The sequence below is a fragment of the Pseudomonas tructae genome, from assembly GCF_004214895.1.
GTDB classification, from domain to species: Bacteria; Pseudomonadota; Gammaproteobacteria; order Pseudomonadales; family Pseudomonadaceae; genus Aquipseudomonas; species Aquipseudomonas tructae.
Genome location: NZ_CP035952.1, coordinates 2,074,819 through 2,095,498 on the forward strand (window position 1 = coordinate 2,074,819; position 20,680 = coordinate 2,095,498).

Genomic DNA, 20,680 nt, shown 5'->3' on the forward strand with positions numbered 1-20,680 from the left:
AGGTGCTCTGTTATGAGCATAGTTGGCCCTGGGTGATCCGAATCTTTTGCGTCAATCGTGCCAACTTCTGCTACGTGGCCACTGCGCGGCGAGGGGGCAAGTGCGCTACAATTCCGCGCTTGTGCACAGTTCAATGATTTTGAAGGAAAACCATGACGTTCAAGGCGCCGGACAGCCTCTCCGAGCAAATTGCCCACTACCTGGCCGAGCGGATCATCCGTGGCGAGCTCAAGCCCGCCGAGCGTATCCAGGAGCAGAAGGTTACCCAGGCGTTGAATGTCAGCCGTGGTTCGGTGCGTGAGGCACTTTTGATCCTCGAACGCCGCCACCTGGTGACCATCCTCGCGCGTCGTGGCGCCCACGTGACCGAGCTCGACGAACACAACGTGCGCAGTCTGTGCACGCTCATGGGCGAGCTGTACACCTTGCTCGGCAATGCCGTGGCGCAGCACTGGCGCAATGATGGCGATCTTCTGCCGTTCCTCGCCATTCAGCAACGCCTGACCGCCGCCTTCGAGCGCCAGGACATCCGCGCCTTCGTCGAAGACAGCTTCTCGGTGATGCGCGCGGCCTATCCGTTTGCCAACAATCCCTACCTGCAGGAGACCGTCGAGAACCTGCAGCCGGCCATGAGCCGTGCCTACTACCTGGCACTGGACCAGCGCAAGGCCAACATGAACGACTTCCTGGTGCTGTTTGCCAGCCTGCTCGAAGCCGTGGTGGCCCGTGACCAGCAGCGTATCCGCACGGTGCTGGGCGAGTATTGCCAGCGCAGCTGCGAGCTGGTGCTGGCGGCGTTGGCGACTGCCTGAGCATGCGCCTCAAGTGCATTCGCCTGGCCGGGTTCAAGTCGTTCGTCGACCCCACCACGGTCAACTTCCCCAGCAACATGGCCGCCGTGGTCGGCCCCAATGGCTGCGGCAAGTCCAACATCATCGATGCGGTGCGCTGGGTGATGGGCGAGAGCTCGGCAAAAAACCTGCGTGGCGAGTCGATGACCGACGTCATCTTCAACGGCTCGACCAGCCGCAAGCCGGTGAGCCAGGCCAGCATCGAACTGGTGTTCGACAATTCCGACAGTACCCTGGTGGGTGAGTACGCGGCCTATGCGGAAATATCCATTCGCCGCAAGGTCACTCGCGATGCGCAGAACACCTACTACCTCAACGGCGCCAAATGCCGGCGCCGGGACATTACCGACATCTTTCTCGGTACCGGCCTGGGCCCGCGCAGCTACTCGATCATCGAGCAGGGGATGATCTCCAAGCTGATCGAAGCCAAGCCCGAAGACCTGCGCAATTTCATCGAAGAAGCGGCAGGTATCTCCAAGTACAAGGAGCGCCGGCGCGAGACCGAGAACCGTATTCGTCGTACCCATGAAAACCTCGAGCGCCTGACCGACCTGCGCGAGGAGCTGGAGCGCCAGCTCGAACGCCTGCACCGGCAAGCCCAGGCTGCCGAGAAGTACAAGGAATACAAGGCCGAGGAGCGTCAGCTCAAGGCGCAACTGGCGGCGCTGCGCTGGCAGGCCCTGAATGATCAGGTGGGCCAGCGTGAAGCTGTGATCGGCGATCAGGAAGTGGCCTTCGAGGCCCTGGTGGCCGAGCAGCGCAATGCCGATGCCAGCATCGAGCGCCTGCGTGATGGCCATCATGAACTGTCCGAGCGTTTCAACCTGGTGCAGGGGCGCTTTTACTCGGTGGGCGGCGATATCGCCCGGGTCGAGCAAAGCATCCAGCACGGCCAGCAGCGCCTGCGCCAGTTGCAGGATGATTTCAAGGAAGCCGAGCGCTCGCGTCTGGAGACCGAGTCGCACCTGGGTCATGACCGCACCCTGCTCGCGACCCTGGGTGAAGAGCTTGAGCGGCTCGAACCCGAGCAGAAACTGACCCTGGCCGCCGCCGAAGAGGCCGCCGCCACCCTGGAAGATGCTGAAACCACCATGCACGGCTGGCAAGAACAGTGGGACGGTTTCAACACCCGCTCGGCCGAGCCGCGACGCCAGGCCGAAGTGCAGCAGGCGCGTATCCAGCAACTGGAAACCAGCCTCGAACGTCTGGCCGAACGCCAGCGCAAGCTCGCTGAAGAGCGCGATCAGCTCAGTGCCGATCCGGAAGATGCAGCAATCCTCGAACTGAGCGAGCAAGTGGCCAGTAGCGAGTTGCTGCACGAGGAACTACAGCTCGAAGAGCTGCAGGTGGTCGAGCAGCTTGAAACCCTGCGCGAACAACTGCAGCAGGCACTGCAGGCCCAGCAGCAAGCCCAGGGCGAGCTGCAGCGCCTGGGCGGCCGTCTGGCTTCGCTCGAAGCCTTGCAACAGGCTGCGCTCGACCCCGGTACCGGTACCGCTCAATGGCTACGCGATCAGGGCCTGGACCGGCGTCCGCGTCTGGCCGAAGGCTTGCGCGTCGAGCCGGGTTGGGAGCTGGCGGTGGAAACCGTGCTCGGCGCCGATTTGCAGGCGGTGCTGGTCGACGATTTCAACGGCCTGGACCTGAGCGCCTTCGATCAGGGTGATCTGCGCCTGCTCGACAGCCGAGGCGAAGGCCCGGGCTGCCCCGGCAGCCTGCTCGACAAGGTCGAAGGGCGCATCGATCTGGCGCCCTGGCTCGGCCAGGTCAAGCCGGTAGAAAGCCTGGAGCAGGCCTTGACCCTGCGCGCCCAGCTGGCGGATGGGTACAGCCTGATCAGCCGTGACGGGTACTGGGTCGGCCGGCACTTTTTACGCGTCAGCCGTGCCAGCGATGCCCAGGGCGGCGTACTGGCCCGCGGTCAGGAACTTGAGCGCCTGGGCCTGGAGCAGCAGGAGCAGGAAGCGGCGCTGGAGCTGCTGGACGCCACGTTGCGCGACTTGCGTGAGCAGCAGCAAGCGTGCGAGGAGCGCCGCGAGCAACTGCGCCGCAGCGCTCAGCAACAGGCCCGTCAGCAAAGCGAGCTCAATGCCCGGCTGTCGGCCGGCAAGGCGCGCGCCGAGCAGTTGAGCCTGCGCCGCCAGCGCCTGGAAGAAGAGCTTGCCGAGTTGCTCGAGCAACGCAGCATCGAGCATGAGAACCTCGGCGAATCGCGCCTGCAATTGCAGGAGGCTCTCGACCTGATGGAGCAGGACACCGAGCAGCGTGAGCGACTGCTGGCCCAGCGCGACAGCCTGCGCGAGCGCCTCGACCGGGTGCGTCAGGAAGCTCGTCAGCACAAGGATCACGCGCACCAGTTGGCCGTGCGTGTGGGCTCGTTGCGCGCCCAGCACGACTCCACCCGCCAGGCCCTGGAGCGTCTTGAGCTGCAGTCAGAGCGCCTGAGCGAGAAGCGCGAACAACTGAGCCTGAACCTGGAGGAGGGCGAGGCGCCGCTGGAAGAGCTGCGCCTCAAGCTCGAAGAGTTGCTGGAAAAACGCATGAGCGTTGACGACGAAATGCGCCAGGCGCGCCTGCACATGGACGAAGCCGACCGTGAGCTGCGTGAGGCCGAGAAGCGCCGCAGCCAGGCCGAACAACAGTCGCAACTGCTGCGCGGCCAGCTTGAACAGCACCGCCTGGAATGGCAGGGGCTGAGCGTGCGGCGTAAAACCTTGCAAGAGCAACTGCACACCGATGGCTACGACCTCGACGGGGTGCTGGCGACCCTGGGTGAGCTGGCCAGCGAGCAGGAGGCCGAGCAGGAGCTTGAGCGTATCGATACGCGCATCCAGCGCCTGGGGGCGATCAACCTGGCGGCCATTGATGAGTATCAGCAGCAGTCCGAGCGCAAGCGCTACCTGGATGCCCAGGATGCCGACCTGGTCGAAGCCCTGGACACCCTCGAGAACGTCATCCGCAAGATCGACAAGGAAACCCGCAACCGCTTCAAGGATACCTTTGATCAGATAAATGCCGGATTACAGGCACTTTTCCCAAAAGTTTTCGGTGGCGGCAGCGCTTACCTGGAACTGACGGGCGAAGATCTACTCGATACAGGGGTGACGATCATGGCGCGGCCACCGGGCAAGAAGAACAGCACCATCCACTTGCTCTCGGGCGGTGAGAAAGCGCTGACGGCCCTGGCCCTGGTGTTTGCCATTTTCAAATTGAACCCGGCACCGTTCTGCATGCTCGATGAAGTCGATGCGCCGCTGGACGATGCCAACGTCGGGCGTTACGCCCGGCTGGTGAAAGAGATGAGTCAGACAGTGCAGTTCATCTATATCACCCACAACAAGATCGCCATGGAAATGGCCGATCAACTGATGGGCGTGACCATGCATGAACCGGGGTGTTCGCGGCTGGTGGCGGTGGATGTGGAGGAGGCGATGGCCATGGTCGACGCCTGATTAGAGGCAATACGGCGTGAACCTGCGGTAAATGGCCCTGTCAGTTGCGACAGACGGTGTAAAGTTATCTTTGGTCGTGCTAGCTTAATGTCACTTATTTTTTGCGTGGGTAAAACGCCTGTCAGAACATAGAGTTGGCGCCACGTTTTAAAGGGGTTTAAACCCTTTATTTTTCAGCATTTTTTACAGAGGCACGGGATTACATGGAAATCGGTCTGCGCGAGTGGCTGATCGTCATCGGCATTATTGTCATTGCCGGTATTCTTTTCGACGGCTGGCGCCGCATGCGTGGCGGCAAGGGCAAGTTGAAATTCCGTCTGGATCGCAGCTTTTCCAACCTGCCGGACGATGACAGCGGTGGTAACGAAGTCATCGGCTCGCCACGCGTACTCGACACCCACAAGGAGCCGGGGCTCGATGAAGACGATTTGCCATCGATGAGCGCCTCGCCACGTGAGCAGCGCGAGCCCAAGGTCGGCAAGAGCAAACGCAACAAGCGCGGTGGCGAGCCCCAGCAGGGCGACCTGAACCTGGCCGCTGAACCCCGCGAGCCTGACCTGTTCGGCCATGTCGACGAAGACTTCCCGGACGAAAGCCCGAAAACCACAGGTTTCGGTTCCAGCGAAGGCAAGGACTTGCCACCGGTTGAAGAAGTGTTGGTGATCAGTGTGATCTCCCGCGACGAAGGCGGCTTCAAGGGCCCGGCGTTGCTGCAGAATATTCTTGAAAGCGGCCTGCGTTTCGGCGAGATGGACATCTTCCATCGTCACGAAAGCATGGCCGGTAATGGCGAGGTGCTGTTCTCGATGGCCAACGCGGTCAAGCCGGGGGTGTTCGATCTCGACGACATCGACCACTTCAGCACCCGTGCGGTGAGCTTCTTCCTGGGCTTGCCGGGCCCGCGTCATCCCAAGCAGGCGTTCGACGTGATGGTGGCTGCGGCGCGCAAACTGGCTCACGAGCTCAATGGCGAGCTCAAGGATGACCAGCGCAGCGTGATGACCGCACAGACCATTGAGCACTACCGCCAGCGCATTGTCGAGTTCGAGCGCCGCGCGCTGACCCAGAAGCGCTAGTAGGAGCGGGCTTGCCCCGCGATCAGAAATACGCAAGAGCAGCCACGGCTGCTCTTTTGCTTTGCAAGAGACGACACACCATGACCGCCGAATCCCGAATCCTTGAGCTGCGCACCGAACTCGACCAGCACAACTACCGCTACTACGTGCTTGACGAGCCGAGTGTGCCTGACGCCGAATACGATCGCCTGTTCAACGAACTCAAGGCCCTGGAAGCCGAACACCCGGACCTGGTGACCGCTGACTCGCCGACCCAGCGCGTCGGTGGCTCGGCGTTGTCGGCGTTCAGCCAGGTGCGTCATGAAGTGCCGATGCTCAGCCTCGGTAACGCCTTTGAAGAGAGCGACCTGCACGAGTTCGACCGTCGTGTGGTCGAGGGCCTGGACCTGCCGGCCGGTGACCTGTTCGGTGATGGCGCCGCTGTCGATTACAGTTGCGAACCCAAGCTCGACGGCCTGGCGGTCAGCCTGCTGTACCGAGACGGGCAACTGGTGCAGGGTGCCACCCGTGGCGATGGCGCCACCGGTGAAGACATCAGTGTCAACGTGCGTACCGTGCGCAACATACCGCTGAAGCTGCAAGGTGAGGGCTGGCCTGCTGTGCTTGAAGTGCGTGGCGAGGTGTACATGTCCAAGGCCGGCTTCGAGCGCCTGAACCAGACGCAGATCGAAACCGGCGGCAAGACCTTCGCCAACCCGCGCAACGCCGCCGCCGGCAGCCTGCGCCAGCTGGACTCGAAGATCACCGCCAGCCGTCCGCTGGAGTTCTGCTGCTACGGCGTAGGCCAGGTCTCGGCGCCGATTGCCGACACCCATATCGACACCCTGGAGCAGCTCAAGGCCTGGGGCATGCCGATCAGCCGCGAGCTGCGTCATGCTGCCGGTGTCGCCGAGTGCCTGGCGTACTACCGTGACATCGGTGCACGGCGTAATGACCTGCCTTACGAGATCGATGGTGTGGTGTTCAAGGTCAACAGCCTGGCTTCCCAGCGTGAGCTGGGCTTCCGTGCCCGTGAGCCACGCTGGGCGATTGCCCACAAGTTCCCGGCCATGGAAGAGCTGACCCGGGTGCTGGATGTCGAGTTCCAGGTTGGCCGCACTGGCGCGGTGACACCTGTGGCCCGGCTCAAGCCGGTCAAGGTGGCGGGAGTAACGGTGTCCAACGCTACCCTGCACAACATGGATGAAGTGGCGCGCCTGGGCCTGATGATCGGTGACACCGTGATCATCCGGCGTGCCGGTGATGTTATTCCGCAGGTCATGCAGGTGGTCAGTGAGCGTCGTCCCGAGGATGCCCGCCCGGTGCACATCCCGACGCAGTGCCCGGTGTGCGGCTCGCAGGTCGAGCGCACCCAACTGGTCAAGCGCAGCAAAGGCAAGGAGACCGTCAGCGAAGGCGCAGTGTACCGCTGTGTTGGCCGCCTGGCCTGCGCTGCGCAGCTCAAGCAGGCGATCATCCACTATGTGTCGCGTCGCGCCATGGACATTGACGGCCTTGGCGAGAAGAGCGTCGAGCAGTTGGTCGATGAAGGCCTGATCCGTTCGCCAGCCGACCTCTACCAACTGACTTTCGAGCAAATCGTCGACCTCGAGGGGTTTGCCGAGCTGTCGAGCAAGAACCTGCTGGCCGCTATCGAGGCCAGTAAAAATCCGGGCCTGGCGCGCTTCATCTACGCCCTGGGCATTCCTGATGTTGGCGAGGAAACCGCCAAGGTGCTGGCCCGCTCGCTGGGCTCGTTGCAGCGGGTCATGGCGGCCTTGCCGCAGGTGCTGACCTACCTGCCGGACATCGGCCTGGAAGTGGCCCACGAGATCCACAGCTTTTTCGAAGACGAACACAACCGCACGGTGATTGCCCAGTTGCTTGAGCGCGGCCTGCAGTTGCAGGACGAAGGCGAGCTGGGCGCCGAGTTCGCGGCCAGCACCACCCTGGCCGGGCTGATTGCCAAACTCGACATCCCCTCGGTCGGGCCAACCGGGGCGCAGAAGCTGGTGGCCAAGCTCGACAGCCTGGAGAAGATCATTGCCGCCGACGGCATCGACCTGCGTCAGGCCCTGGCGGCCAAACCAGCCGAAGCGGTACGGGCTTTCTTCCAGGTGCCTGCAAACGTGGCCCTGGCCCTGGCGATCGAAGCGCAACTGCGAGACTTCGGTATGCACTGGTCGAGCGAGAAGAAGATCGCCGCAGGTTTGCCCCTGGCTGGCCAGACCTGGGTGCTGACCGGTTCTCTGGAGCGCATGAGCCGCGATGTGGCCAAAGACAAGCTGGAAAGCCTCGGTGCCAAGGTCGCAGGCTCGGTGTCGGCCAAGACCCACTGCGTGGTCGCCGGCCCCGGTGCCGGCTCCAAGCTGGCCAAGGCCAGTGAGCTGGGGTTGAAGGTGCTCGATGAAGAGGCCTTCGTCGGCTTTCTGGCCGGGCACGGCATCGCCGTGTAAAGGCACCGCGCGCGGTCCTGGTCATGGGCTAGTCTTGGCAGGCAGCCAGGAGGGATCGCCATGTACCGCTTTTTCGAACAGCTGGGCGCCAGGATCGCGGCGCCCTTTGTCAATCAGCCGCAACGCCCGGATCGGGTCTGGCAGTGCCGGTGCGGCCAATCAGTGTTCTTTCGCAACAGCCAGTGTCTGGCCTGCCAGTCGGCACTGGGCTACTGGCCGCCTGGCAACCGGGTGGCAAGCCTGTTGCCGGGGTCTGCCGAGGGGCTCTGGCTGCTCGAGGGCGAGGCTGATGCCGGAGCTCTGCGCCGCTGCGCCAACCTCGACACCGCAGCGGCCTGCAACTGGCTACTGGCCGCTGATGACCCCTACCGTTTGTGCCTGGCCTGCCGCCTGAACCGCACCATCCCGGACCTTGCCCTTGCCCAGAACCACCTGCGCTGGCGCAAGCTGGAAACCGCCAAGCGGCGTTTGACTGCGCAACTGCTGCACCTGGGCTTGCCGGTCGAGCCCAAGGGTGAGGAGGGCGGGGAGGGCCTGGCGTTCGACTTTGTTGGCGTCGACCTTGAGGGCAAGGCGCCGGTGACTGGCCATGCCAATGGCTTGATTACCCTGGATGTGCGCGAGGCCGACGATGACTGGCGCGAGCAGGTCAGGGTGCAGTTGCACGAACCCTACCGGACCCTGCTCGGCCATCTGCGGCACGAAGTGGGGCACTACTATTGGGATCGGCTGATTGCCGACAGTTACTGGCTCGACGGATTTCGCGATCTTTTCGGTGACGAGCGCCAAAGCTACGCCCAGGCACTGGAGCGCCATTATCAGCAAGGCGCGCCAAGCGACTGGGCGGCGGCCCATGTCAGTGCCTATGCCACCATGCACCCCTGGGAAGACTGGGCTGAAACCTGGGCGCATTACCTGCACATGACCGATGCCGTCGACACCGCCTTGGCTTTGGGCATGGATGCCCGTGGCCTGGAGCTTGACTACCCGCCCTTCGGGCCACAGGACCTGTACCGCCCGGATGACCCCGGGGCCAAGGATTTTCTGGCCTTCATCAATGCCTGGGTAGAGTTGTCGGCGATGCTCAACGAACTGTCGCGCAGCATGGGCCAGGTGGATTTCTATCCGTTCGTGCTGCCGTCGGCAGTAGTGGCCAAGCTGCATTTCATTCATCTGCGCGTTGTTGCTTGCCAATCGGTATCCGATGGCTTGTAGCCTCGACGCAGGCACCCGCCTTGCACCAAGGTTTACCACGCCGCTCTCACAGGCCATGGTACGTTGCAAAAAATGTGGGAGCGGGCCTTGCCCCGCGATGCGCCGCGCGGGCGGCACTCGATCTCAAGGGCGCTACAAGCCTTGCGACATACACTTGATAGAATTTCCGTCATCTCTAGCCCTGCAACTTGCCGCCATCACGCTATCGAGAAAAGTATAGATACCTATGCCTCAGGAGCATGCAGAGCACCCCGAACACCACAATGCAGCGTCAAGTCATTGAGTAGTGGTGAGTTTTTATCACTAAAGGGTTGTAACTTGGCCCGAGGCCGGTACAATGGCGCGGCTCGTCGCCAGATGAGCTGCGTTATGGTGGCCCCATCGGTCCCCCCGCATTGATTACCCGTTAACCTGGTCAGGCCCGGAAGGGAGCAGCCATAGCGGGAACATCGAGTGCCGGGGTGTGGCTGGTGGGGTTACCTCCATCTTAAGGGCGTTTATGCCCTGCCTCGCTCCATCCCCCCAATGTCCAAGCAGTTTTCAGCAAGAAGCACCACCCGCACCGCGCACCGGGCAATAATCTTGTAGTGCACCTGCTCAGTACCGATTACCTACGCTCTTGGCTTTTCTCAGTCCAGGAGTTGCACCATGACCGGTATTTCAACAGATCAGCAGGGTGCGGTTCCCGACCCCGCCCCAGCGGATTTTTCAGCAGCCAGCGATCATCTGGCGTTCATCAGAGAGCAGTTGCGCGTCTCTTTGCAGGGCGGGGATGCGGTTTTGCTGAAGCAGTTGTCTGACAGCCTCTTCAACAGTGTGCAACGTAATCACATCCGCCGTGCATTTCTGGCGCCACTGCAACCGTTGCAGGTCTTCGTCAAGCCTCGCTTCGAACAGGCGCTGAACAAACAGTTCGGTACCTTGTTGAACCCACTGACCGATACCTGTTCACGAATCCATTACGAATTCAAGGGCTTCGACTATCCAAGCTACCGGCCAATATACCGGCGCAGCTTGAGTACGCAGACCCTGTTGCAGGCTGCGCTGCACAACTTCAGCGCGTCGGAAGCAGTTGAGGGTAGCGCGGCGCTGAAGTCGGCAACCTTTGTGCGCCAAGGAACGGCGTTGGCCGACGTTTCAGCGGTCGATTACGCGCAGTTCTGTCGCCAGCTGGACCTGGGCGGGCAGTATCAGAAGCATATCGATGGCTTGTTCACACCCGACGACGGAAAGGAGGTGAGTGCCAATATTCGCAAGTTGTTCACCGATTGCGAGCGGTTTGGCCTGCAGATTGATGCTCATCTTGCCTTGATCCATAAACGTATCAGCCGCGACATGCATGCGCGATTGATCGACATCAGTGAGGGCAAGCAAGAGATTACCTATAACTCGCTGCCGATAAGGTATCTCACATTGTCGCTGGAGGGGATCAAGCTTCCTGGCATCGGGGTGTTCGAGTGGTCCTTTACTCCTTTGGGGGCGCTAGTGGGGGTAGAGCGGCCGTGGATCCGTTTACTGGTGCACATTCCCAACGATACTCAATTCCCGCTCAAGGAGTACGGCAGTTGGAAGGCATTTGAACAGGATCTGAGCGGCAAACTCGCCAACGAGAGTTACCGGAACTTCTTTCTCGGCTTCGCCCATAAGCGCGATCAGCCCAGGTTGCTCGAGCGATTGCAGCAGGCGCTGTTCAACGTCGTAGACGGGCAGGCTGTGCTGCGCTCGGCGCCTGAGCTCTCGATCGATGCGTTGTTGCGTTCCGGTAACTATTTCAATGACGTTTTTCACGAGCGCCTGGCGCAGTTGAAAGATGACGCCCGCTTTTGCGCGGTGCCAACCGCCGAGCAAGATGAAGCTGCGCGACGACAGGTGCTGGAAAAGGCCCTGGAGATCGGCCTCGATGTACTCGGCGTGGCCTCCCTGCTGCTGCCGGGGGCTGGCGAACTGCTGTTTGGGGTAACCGTAGCGCAGTTGATGGGCGAGGTGTTTACCGGAATCGAAGATTGGGCAGAAGGCGATCATTACGAAGCGGCGCACTGTTTGTCGCAGGTGGCTGCAGAAGTTGCAGGGCTGGCTGCAGGGGCGCTTGTGATCAATTCGGTGAGCGCCCTGTTTCGTCAATCGGCGCTGTTTCAGCGGCTGTTGTCCGTCAAGCACGGTAACAAGCAGTACCTGTGGAACCCTGACCTGCAGCCCTACGCCTGCAATCTGAGGTCGGAGGAGCTTGGCGTGGCGAATGACAAGGGCATCTACCAGTTGGAGGGGCAGTCATTTATCCAGATGCAGGATCGCTATTACCTTGTACAGCAGGATGCTGACGGTCGATACCGCTTGCAACACCCTCACCGCGAGCAGGCTTGGCTGCCGGAGCTTGAGCATAATGGCCAAGGTGGCTGGTGGGCCGCGTTCGAGCGTCCGCGGCAGTGGGCGGGGGGAAGTGCCTTGTTTCGTCGGGCCGCAGAGGTCGCCAAAGGCTTGAGTGAGGAGGAAATCGAGGCACTGATGGCCATAACCGGAACTGACGATGCGCACTTGCGACGTTTGTTCGAGCAGCGCCGTCCGCTGGATGGCAGATTGCTCGATGCCTGTAATCGTTTGCGCACGTACCGGCAGTTGCAGCGATTCAATGAGCACCTGAACACGTCTGCCAAGGCGATTGATATGCAGTTGACACTGGCGTTGATAAAACTGATGCATGGAGGGCGGGCAGCACGTCAGATCGAGTTGGTTGCAGCGCGCTCTGGCGACGCCAGGTTCCGTATGCAACTACTTACCTCGGAAGTCGAGCGTGACGGTCTGCTGGCAACCGTGTTCACGGCGCTGCAGGCGGACGAGCGACTACTGCTGATGCCGGGCGTCAAGGTTGCCGAGCACAGTGTCAGCCGGTTGGGGTTCAGCTTGAGTGACTGGTTGCAGAGCAACTGGCAAACGTGTTTCGCAGAGTCTTTACAGCGTGAGGCACAAGCGCATCCGGGTGTATTGCGCCAGCACTTTCCCGGGTTGGGTTTGCACTGGGCGGCCAGCCTGGAGGCTACGGTGACAGCACCGGAGTTTCAGCGCCTTGCGCTTGGAAAACAATTGCCACTGCGTCTGGGTGAAATGGCACGTAGCGCCTTGCGCGAGCAGCGCATCGATAGGGCACTGGAAGGTTTTTTCTGGCCACGCCTGGCCAATGATGACCACCATCGCCTGCTGTTGCACTTTCTCAGCCTCGATGCACGCTGGCCGTCGGGAGTGAAGCTGGTAATCGAAGGGCGTGCAGAGGAGGGCTTGTTGAGTGTGCGCAGAAGTGGCAATGGCTTTGTCGATGAACGCGCACCTGATGCAAAGCCCGAGGACCTGATCCATTTGGCGCTGCACTTGGCTGGACTGGATCCTGCCGAGGGCGCCAGTGCACTACGCTGGCAGCTGGGGATGCAGGCTGCGGCCCGACGTTCGGTCACTCGCAGTGTCCTGGGCATCAAGGAGCGGACCTGGTGGACGCCGATCCAGCGATTCGAAGATGGTCGGGTGGGTTATGCCCTCAGCGGCAAAGCTGTGGCGTTGGGCGCGTTGGGCGATGTCAACGAGATGATTCTGGCGCTGTACCCGGATTTTACCGAGCAGGATATTGCCGCCTTAAGGCAGCCCTATGCGCAGCGGCCACAGGCGTTGCATGCCTTGTTGCGGCACCAGGGCGAACAGTTGCAGCAGCTGCGACGTGTGCTTGAGGGCTGGCAGGCGCAGCCAGGTACGGTGCGCCAGGGGATTTATCGGCATATATTTGGCCAGCGTCTGGAGCAGGCCTGGAGGCGCCAGGGGCGGGGTATTGTCACGGAGTTGGGGCAGCATTTTGGGTATTCGCTGTCCTTTTCAGGTTTGCATGTGGGTGAGTTGCCTGATTTGACGGGAATTGATTTCAGCCATGTCGTCGAGCTTGATCTGTCGCACATGGATCTTGCTGGAGGCGTCAGTGGGTTGCTTGAGTCGTTTCCTCGTTTGCGCATGCTGGATCTGTCCGATAATCGACTCGAGTCGTTCCCGTCACGGCTGATGATGTGTGAATCCCTGCGCAACTTGTGTTTGAGCAACAACACTCATCCATTGACTCAAGTGGACTTGGCGCAGCTGCAGTTGATCGGATCGCTCGAGCATCTTGACCTGAGCGGGACAGCGCTGGGGCAGGCGCCGGACTTCAATCTGCAACCTCACCTGCAGGTGGTCCAGTTACGCAACACCGGGTTGAGGGAAGTGCCGTCAGGCCTGCAAAACCTGGCCCAGTTACGCAGGATCGATCTGAGTGACAATCAGATCAGCGCATTGCCGCCGATTTTCCTGCAGGCGTCGGCTGGCTTTTTGCGAAGTGTAAGCCTGAACGGCAACCCCCTGCTTGCACGGGACTATCAAACATTTCTGCAACTGCAAGCGTCGGAAACCCTGCCGGCGCTTATGGCAATCGGGGCGTCGAGCAGTGAAATGTTCTGGCTGGCACCTCGCAGCTTGTACCCTGAGGCGCTGGAACATTGGCTGACGCTTGAGCGCGATCCGGATTGCCAATCGCTGTTTCGGCTACTGGAACGATTGTCGAGATCGCAAGTGGCTGTGGATTTTACCGAGGAGTTGCGAGGTCGCGTCAGGATGCTGCTGGAGGCCGCCAGGAGGCCTCAAATGGTCCGGGAGCTTGCGGTGGAGTTGGCCAGCCCGGTGATGCGCGGTGAAAGCCCGCTGCGTACGTTCATTACCCTGGAAAATCGGGTCCAGAGCCTAAATGCCTTGCGCGAGGCTGTCGAAAACGGCGCGGAAGCGGCGTTAGTGGCGTTTTCTCGCGCCAGTTTCCGGCAACAGCGCCTGGATGCTTTCGTACGCCAGCAGGTGGAAGGCAGCGTTGCGCTACAGCAGGCAGGCGAGGATGTTACCTTGGCTTATCGTCACGCGTTGCATCAGCGCCTGGACCTGCCGGGTGCTCGACTGAGTGGCCCGCCCGGTCACTTGGTCATCGGCGAGGATCGATTGACCCTTGCGGTGGGGTATGTGCTGGCCGGAACCGACGATGCGTTCGTGACCTTCCTGGCTGAGCGGGACTACTGGGTTCAGTACATCTTGCTTACCCGAGGGCACGAGCTCAACGCTCTGGACGCGCTGTTCAGGGAACGGCTGATTGCCAGGCGCCCGACCTGGGCCGGATTGCCGCAAGGCCAGCAGGCGGCCCGGGAGTTGGAACTGCAGCAGCAGCTTACCGACGCTGAATGGGCCTTGCTCAGCCGCCTCACACGACAGGCGCTGGGGTTGCCGGGAGTTGCGCCGCGCAAAGACGGATAATCGACAGCTTACCCGTGGCAGGCGGGGTGCAATTTTGCCCCCGCTCCGCTAGCATTAGCCCTTTCCAGCTTGCCAGGCGCGACGGTTTTCGATGAGTTATCAGGTTCTTGCACGTAAATGGCGTCCGCGCTCGTTCCGCGAAATGGTCGGCCAGACCCATGTGCTCAAGGCCTTGATCAACGCGCTGGACAATCAGCGCCTGCACCATGCCTACCTGTTTACCGGTACCCGCGGGGTGGGCAAGACCACCATCGCGCGGATCATTGCCAAGTGCCTCAACTGCGAAACCGGCATCACCTCGACCCCGTGCGGTACCTGTTCGGTCTGTCGGGAAATTGATGAGGGGCGTTTCGTCGACCTGATCGAGATCGACGCCGCCAGCCGCACCAAGGTCGAGGACACTCGCGAACTGCTCGACAACGTGCAGTACGCGCCGAGCCGTGGGCGCTTCAAGGTCTACCTGATCGACGAAGTGCACATGCTTTCCAGTCACTCGTTCAACGCCTTGCTCAAGACCCTGGAAGAGCCGCCGCCCTACGTCAAGTTCATCCTGGCCACCACTGACCCGCAGAAGTTGCCGGCGACCATTCTCTCGCGCTGCCTGCAGTTCTCCCTGAAGAACATGACCCCGGAGCGGGTGGTCGAACACCTGAGCCATGTGCTCGGTGCAGAGAACGTCCCGTTCGAAGACGACGCTCTGTGGCTGCTGGGCCGCGCGGCCGACGGCTCGATGCGCGACGCCATGAGCCTGACCGACCAGGCCATTGCCTTCGGTGAAGGCAAGGTGCTGGCTGCCGATGTGCGGGCGATGCTTGGCACCCTCGATCATGGCCAGGTCTACGGCGTGCTCCAGGCACTGCTGGAGGGGGATGCACGCGCGTTGCTCGAAGCCGTTCGCCATCTTGCCGAGCAAGGGCCGGACTGGAACGGTGTGCTGGCCGAGATGCTCAACGTGCTGCACCGGGTGGCCATTGCCCAGGCGCTGCCGGAGGCTGTCGACAACGGCCAGGGCGATCGTGATCGCGTGCTGGCCCTGGCCCTGGCATTGCCGGCCGAAGATGTGCAGTTCTATTACCAGATGGGCCTGATCGGTCGACGTGACCTGCCATTGGCCCCGGATCCGCGGGGCGGTTTTGAAATGGTCCTGTTGCGCATGCTGGCGTTCCGGCCCGCCGATACCGACGATGCGCCCAAACCGCTGCTAAAGCCAGTGGGGATCAGCCAGGCCACAGCTGATTCTGCAAGCGCAGTGGCAGCAGCCTCCGAGGCTGCGCCGGTCATGGCGATTGCAGTGCCAGCGCCAGTGGTTGCCGAGCCAGAACCTGTTGCAGAGCCTGAACCCGAGCCTGAGCCGGCAGAGATCCAGGTGCCCGAGCCGGTGGTCGATCTGCCCTGGAACAATCCCGTCGCCTCCGAGGCAGGGGTCGAGCCGGCACCAGTTGCCGTCGAACCGCCGCCCGAATTCGCCTCAACGCCCGCGCCGACTCAGCAGGTTGCGCCAGCGGACCTGTCTGCGCCCGACGATGGCATCGACTACAGCCCGGCCGGCATGGACCGCGACGATGAACCGCCGCTGGATGAAGACTATTACGAGCCGGAAATGGACCCGGCCAGCTACAGTTATCTGGATGAGCTGGCCATCGAGCATGCCCACGAGGTCGATGCGCCGCCAGCCGAGCCGTTGCCTGCCGCGCAACCGGCCACGGGCCTGGCGCTGAAATGGCTGGAATTGTTCCCGCAATTGCCGATTTCCGGGATGACCGGCAGTATCGCCGCCAACTGTACGCTGATCAGCGCCGAGGGCGATGATTGGCTGCTGCACCTGGACCCGGCTCACAGCGCCTTGTTCAATGCCACTCAACAGCGGCGCCTGAACGAAGCGTTGAACCAGCACCTGGGCCGTACGCTCAAACTGAGTATCGAGCTGATTCGCCCGGAGCAGGAAACCCCTGCCCAGGCTGCGGCGCGCAAGCGTGCCGAGCGCCAGGGCCAGGCTGAAGCCTCGATTCAGGATGATCCGTTGATCCAGCAGATGATCCAGCAGTTCGGCGCCATAGTCCGCCACGATACAATTGAACCTGTCGATGCCCAGGTTCCAATGACCCAATAACACCAGTGGCCCGGGCCAGGCCCGCGCTGCACCCCGTAACGTAATACTTGAGGTGATCCCCATGATGAAAGGTGGCATGGCCGGCCTGATGAAGCAGGCCCAGCAAATGCAGGAAAAAATGGCCAAGATGCAGGAAGAACTGGCCAACGCCGAAGTGACCGGCCAATCCGGTGCGGGTCTGGTCAGCGTGGTAATGACCGGCCGTCACGACGTCAAGCGCATCAGCCTGGACGACAGCCTGATGCAGGAAGACAAGGAAGTGCTTGAAGACCTGATCGCCGCTGCCGTTAACGACGCGGTGCGCAAGGTCGAGGCCAACAGCCAGGAAAAAATGGGCGGCATGACTGCTGGCATGCAGTTGCCGCCAGGTTTCAAAATGCCGTTCTAAGGTGTGAGGATGGAAAAGCCAGGTTAGCCTGGCTTTTTTGTGCCTGTGTGATCAGTTATAGGTGATCGTGAACCTGGCTCGGCCCGGTGCCAGGCCTTCACGGATTTGACTGGCAGGTACTTGCTGAATGTATTGGGCACTTAGGTTGATTTCATGGCGTGAGACGCCGGGGAAGACAGTCCCGGCAGTCTGGACACTGCCCAGTGTGACGGTGGAAGGGACACCGTTGAGGTAACGTTGAATGCGAATGCCCACGCCGCTGGCACCTGCACCGGGAGACAAGCGTAGGGCTTGGGTACGATTGTCCGGAAAATGAGCGTCGGTGATGCTGAAGCGAACGTTCGTGCTGCCACCTGATGCACCGCCCGAGCAGTTAAGGGTGATCTTGAAGGGTTGTTCGGGGGTGGTGAAGTTGACGCCGTTAAAGTTCCTGCGCGGGTGATCGCCCAGGAACACTGAAATCAGCTTTGAGCCGGCATTGACTGAGCAGGTAGGATTGGGTGATACGATCGGGACGGAGGTCCTTGAAGGTACCAGCTCTGCTGCTGTGATCGGCGTAAGTCCGAGTGAGGTCAGAGGGCTGGATAATCGAAGGGGGCCGGTCAGGTCTCCCGCGAGTCTTATCAGCTTTATCTCGTACCTAGAAGTAATGTGGTAGCGACCGGGGGAGCGCGAGTTCACTTGACGTGGCCAACCCATGTAACCACTGATCGAGCCTGCTGGACCTGACTCGCGCCAAATGACTTGAATGCCTATGCCTGGAACGTTGGTTCGGTAGGTTTGGGGGGAGGAATGAAAATTCATTGGTGTTGTGTAGCCATATGAGCTTTGATGCTGGCCGGGACATGTCACCCGAAACTGGGCGCCGGTGGCGCTTGTCTGGTACAGCACAGTACCTGTCGGTGTCGAGGGAGAAACATTAAGTTGTGTCGGCAAATTGAACAAAGCTCGCGAGGTCCCACCGGATTCGAAGCGACAGTTGTTGAACGTACCAGCGTTATCTGGGCCACCCATACTGCTTCCCAGAAGTGAGAGGTATGGAAGTTCTGCTGCCCAGGTCGAAGAACTGGCGAGCAGGCTGCCCAGCAGGGCTACGTACGCCTTTTTAGGCAGAACGAAGAGTGGTGGAGTCATAGCTTGTCTCTGCGGGAATTAGTGTGTTGGGGCGGTTTTTTTGCACTAAGACCGCAGTTTCCAGCCCCCTTTGGGTTTGCTCAGGTGATCAGGTCTTGCAAATGCTACTCAAGCGGCGGACTTCGCCTTCGGCACGCTTTTCTTCCGCAAGCGTGTAGGTAATCAGGCAACTGCTGGTTGCCTCTGAATTCCAGTGCACCTGCAGGGTTCCGTTCTGTTGCAGGCCCCGTGCGAAGATCTGACTTCCCTGGCCGACGACACCTATTTCTGTGCCGGTCTCGTCCACTACGCTTGCACCAAAGGGCAGGGCGGTTCCGTCGGGGCGTTTGGCGTGAATGATTGCGGAGCGCCCTGAGGTGGTTTTGAACTCCAGTAACGGGATGGCGCCGGCCCTTGGAATGGCATGCTGGCTATTGATCTGCAGTTCGACGTCGGTCGAGATCCCCTTGGGGTCCAGGCTGACCGTGTTGCGCCGGTAAGGGGTAAGGCTGGGCACTACGGCGTAACCACGGCTATCGAGCTTGAGCGCCGTGCCACTGGACACCCGTGCGCCCTGGGCATTTTCGGCGTTGACCACGGCGAAAGTGTCCGACAGCGGCTGGGACAAGGTCACCCCGCCCGGGTGAGCGACCACGGCGCCGCGCGCACCGATTGAAGCCTGCGAGGTATTGCTGCCGCGGCTGAGGGAGCCACTGAGTTCTGCCGCCGAACTGCGATACAGGGTGTGGGTGCTGAGGTTGCTGGTTCGCTGGTTTTCGCTGCGATCGTGGCTGGCGGTCACGCCATAGCTGAGGTTGTGTTCACTGCCGGTGGTGCCGGTCAGTGTGGTCTGGCCGCTGGTACGGCCATGGTTGTCTCGTGAGGCACTGGCGCTCAGGCTCCGTGAGTGCTCGCCGCCCAGTGGCAAGGACAGGCTCAGGTGCAGGCTATTGTCACTGCGCCCGGATGGGCCGAGCTCACGGCTGGCATTGAGGCTGTAGCCCAGGGTTTTGTAGCGATTGCTATAGCTGAAGGTGTAGCTCAGGTCGCTGCCGGAGCGGTTCCAGTAGCTGGCGGCTGATGCGCTCAGGTGCAACTGGCCGTAAGTGTCGGCAAGCGGTTGTCCCAGCCCGAGTGTGGTACGGTTGCGCTGACGCCAGAAGCCGTTGCTGTCGGCATGCTCGCGTTGGTATTGGCGCTGCAGGTGCGCGTCTTCCAGGCCGAAAAAGCCACTGGTCGAATAGCGGTAGGTGGCCAGGGCGATCTGGGTGTCGGTGTCGGCAAGCGTTTTGGCGTAGCTCAGGCGCAGGCTCTGACCCTGGACGCTGCCCTGGCCCTGCAGGTGGGTGCGTGCCTGGGTGATGTCGGCGCCGAACGCACCCAGTTCGGTATTCAGGGCTGCACCGAGCAGTGCTGAGTCATAGCCGGAAGCCAGGTTCATGCCGCTGTAGGTGCTGACCAGGTTGTTCAGGCCATACTGCCAGGTGCCCTCGACAAACATCGGGTCGCTGTCGAGTTGCGGGTTGCGCAACGTACCCAAGGTGGCGCTGTAGCGGCTGATGCCGGGGCGCAGGGACAGCGGTACCGCTGCGTAGGGCACCGAGAACCCGTGTTCGCGGCCATCGGCTTCAATCACCGTTACTTCCAGGTCACCGCCGTAGCCGGTGGCATACAGGTCGTCGATTTCGAAGGCACCTGGTGCGACGGTGGTTTCATGCAGGAGGGTGCCGCGCTGGCGGATCACTACCCGTGCGTTGCTGCTGGCCACACCGCGAACCACAGGGGCAAAGCCGCGCAATGAGTTGGGTAACATGCGGTGATCGCTGGCCAGGCGCACGCCGGTAAAGCTGACCGAATCGAACAGTTCCCCAGAGGTGTAGGCTTCGCCCAGGGTCAGTTGCGAGGTCCAGGGCGTGATATCCCGTTGGGCGTAGCTGGCGATGCTCTGGTATTGCCGTTGACCCCGGTTGTTCCAGTTCAGGGCACCATCGTGGCGCAAGCGCCACTGACCGAGGTTGAGGCCGGTGTTGAGCCCCAGGTAACCCTGGGTCAAGTTGTTCTGTGCCTGTTGTCGCTGACGGCTGCCATACAGGTTGAAGTTGTAGCCGATAAAACCCGCAGTCACTCCACTGTCCCAATGTTCGGGATCGACCGCGTCGCGGGCGCTTCGCTTCAGGGAAGCTTGGGGAACGGACAGGTATAGGCGTTGGCTGGCGAACTCGAAACGGCTGCTGGCATCGGTGATCGCTTGTGCCAGTGGCAGGCACGCCCCCTGAGGCGCCAGGCGCTCCTGGATTTCAAGACTCAAGACCTGTGGGTTGATGGCCAGGCGCTCCATAAGCGCTAGATCGAAACAGGCTTGGGCGTCGTTATGTTGATCGTCAGCCTTGAAGGGCAGGTCGAAACGCCCCTGCCAGGCCTGATTAATAAACACGTCGACGTTGTAAGTGCCGGCGGCAACAACGTTGCGGTTCTCGAACCGTGACAGGTCAATCGCCTGGCCACTGCCGTTGATCAGGAAGGCCGGTTCGAATTGAGTTGCGGATGCGGACGTCGTTTCGGCCTGGGCGCTGGCGTGAAGTAGCATCAAGGCCACCAGGCTTACAACTTTGTCCGGTACAGGCATACAAAGTTTGATAGGGGTCATGTTGGAGAACGTCTGTTGTAATAGTTGCGGCCACGAACATTCGCAGTGCGGGCACTGTGAAACAGTGAGAGGTATGTAAAGGCTGAGTGTGTGCG

Annotated in this window: 10 protein-coding genes and 1 other RNA gene; 9 read left to right on the forward strand and 2 right to left on the reverse strand. The window is 61.3% G+C overall.

Annotation, left to right across the window (positions count from 1 at the left end; translation table 11 throughout):
* Positions 1 to 152: 152 nt before the first annotated feature.
* The 9 genes from EXN22_RS09635 to EXN22_RS09675 all read left to right on the forward strand — a co-directional run bounded on the left by EXN22_RS09635 (position 153) and on the right by EXN22_RS09675 (position 16,825).
* Complete coding sequence (locus EXN22_RS09635) at positions 153 to 812, forward strand: GntR family transcriptional regulator (protein WP_130263837.1); 660 nt, start codon at positions 153 to 155, stop codon at positions 810 to 812.
* Positions 813 to 814: 2 nt separating this feature from the next.
* Entirely contained in the window at positions 815 to 4,303 is a 3,489-nt protein-coding gene (gene smc / locus EXN22_RS09640) for a chromosome segregation protein SMC (RefSeq protein WP_130266785.1), read from the forward strand.
* A gap of 203 nt (positions 4,304 to 4,506) precedes the next feature.
* Positions 4,507 to 5,379: a cell division protein ZipA gene (gene zipA / locus EXN22_RS09645; protein WP_130263838.1), complete on the forward strand. Its 873-nt coding sequence runs from the start codon at positions 4,507 to 4,509 to the stop codon at positions 5,377 to 5,379.
* 80 nt (positions 5,380 to 5,459) lie between these two features.
* Positions 5,460 to 7,814 (forward strand): NAD-dependent DNA ligase LigA, encoded by a 2,355-nt coding sequence (ligA, locus tag EXN22_RS09650; RefSeq protein ID WP_130263839.1) that lies wholly within the window; start codon positions 5,460 to 5,462, stop codon positions 7,812 to 7,814.
* A gap of 60 nt (positions 7,815 to 7,874) precedes the next feature.
* Positions 7,875 to 9,029, forward strand: a complete 1,155-nt coding sequence (locus EXN22_RS09655; protein WP_130263840.1) for a zinc-binding metallopeptidase family protein — start codon at positions 7,875 to 7,877, stop codon at positions 9,027 to 9,029.
* Positions 9,030 to 9,408: 379 nt separating this feature from the next.
* Positions 9,409 to 9,505: signal recognition particle sRNA small type (gene ffs, locus EXN22_RS09660), an RNA gene on the forward strand.
* A 172-nt stretch (positions 9,506 to 9,677) separates the two neighbouring features.
* Positions 9,678 to 14,327 (forward strand): dermonecrotic toxin domain-containing protein, encoded by a 4,650-nt coding sequence (locus tag EXN22_RS09665; protein ID WP_130263841.1) that lies wholly within the window; start codon positions 9,678 to 9,680, stop codon positions 14,325 to 14,327.
* Positions 14,328 to 14,418: 91 nt separating this feature from the next.
* Positions 14,419 to 16,437 carry a DNA polymerase III subunit gamma/tau gene (gene dnaX / locus EXN22_RS09670; protein ID WP_130263842.1) on the forward strand — a complete coding sequence of 673 codons (2,019 nt, stop codon included), beginning with the start codon at positions 14,419 to 14,421 and terminating at the stop codon, positions 16,435 to 16,437.
* Positions 16,438 to 16,498: 61 nt separating this feature from the next.
* Complete coding sequence (locus tag EXN22_RS09675; protein WP_010226011.1) at positions 16,499 to 16,825, forward strand: YbaB/EbfC family nucleoid-associated protein; 327 nt, start codon at positions 16,499 to 16,501, stop codon at positions 16,823 to 16,825.
* A gap of 51 nt (positions 16,826 to 16,876) precedes the next feature.
* On the opposite strand, the gene EXN22_RS09680 is transcribed toward EXN22_RS09675, so the two are convergent.
* Positions 16,877 to 17,959 carry a fimbrial protein gene (locus tag EXN22_RS09680; RefSeq protein WP_130263843.1) on the reverse strand — a complete coding sequence of 361 codons (1,083 nt, stop codon included), beginning with the start codon at positions 17,957 to 17,959 and terminating at the stop codon, positions 16,877 to 16,879.
* An 88-nt stretch (positions 17,960 to 18,047) separates the two neighbouring features.
* Positions 18,048 to 20,525: a fimbria/pilus outer membrane usher protein gene (locus EXN22_RS09685; protein ID WP_130263844.1), complete on the reverse strand. Its 2,478-nt coding sequence runs from the start codon at positions 20,523 to 20,525 to the stop codon at positions 18,048 to 18,050.
* Between the last annotated feature and the right edge of the window lie 155 nt (positions 20,526 to 20,680).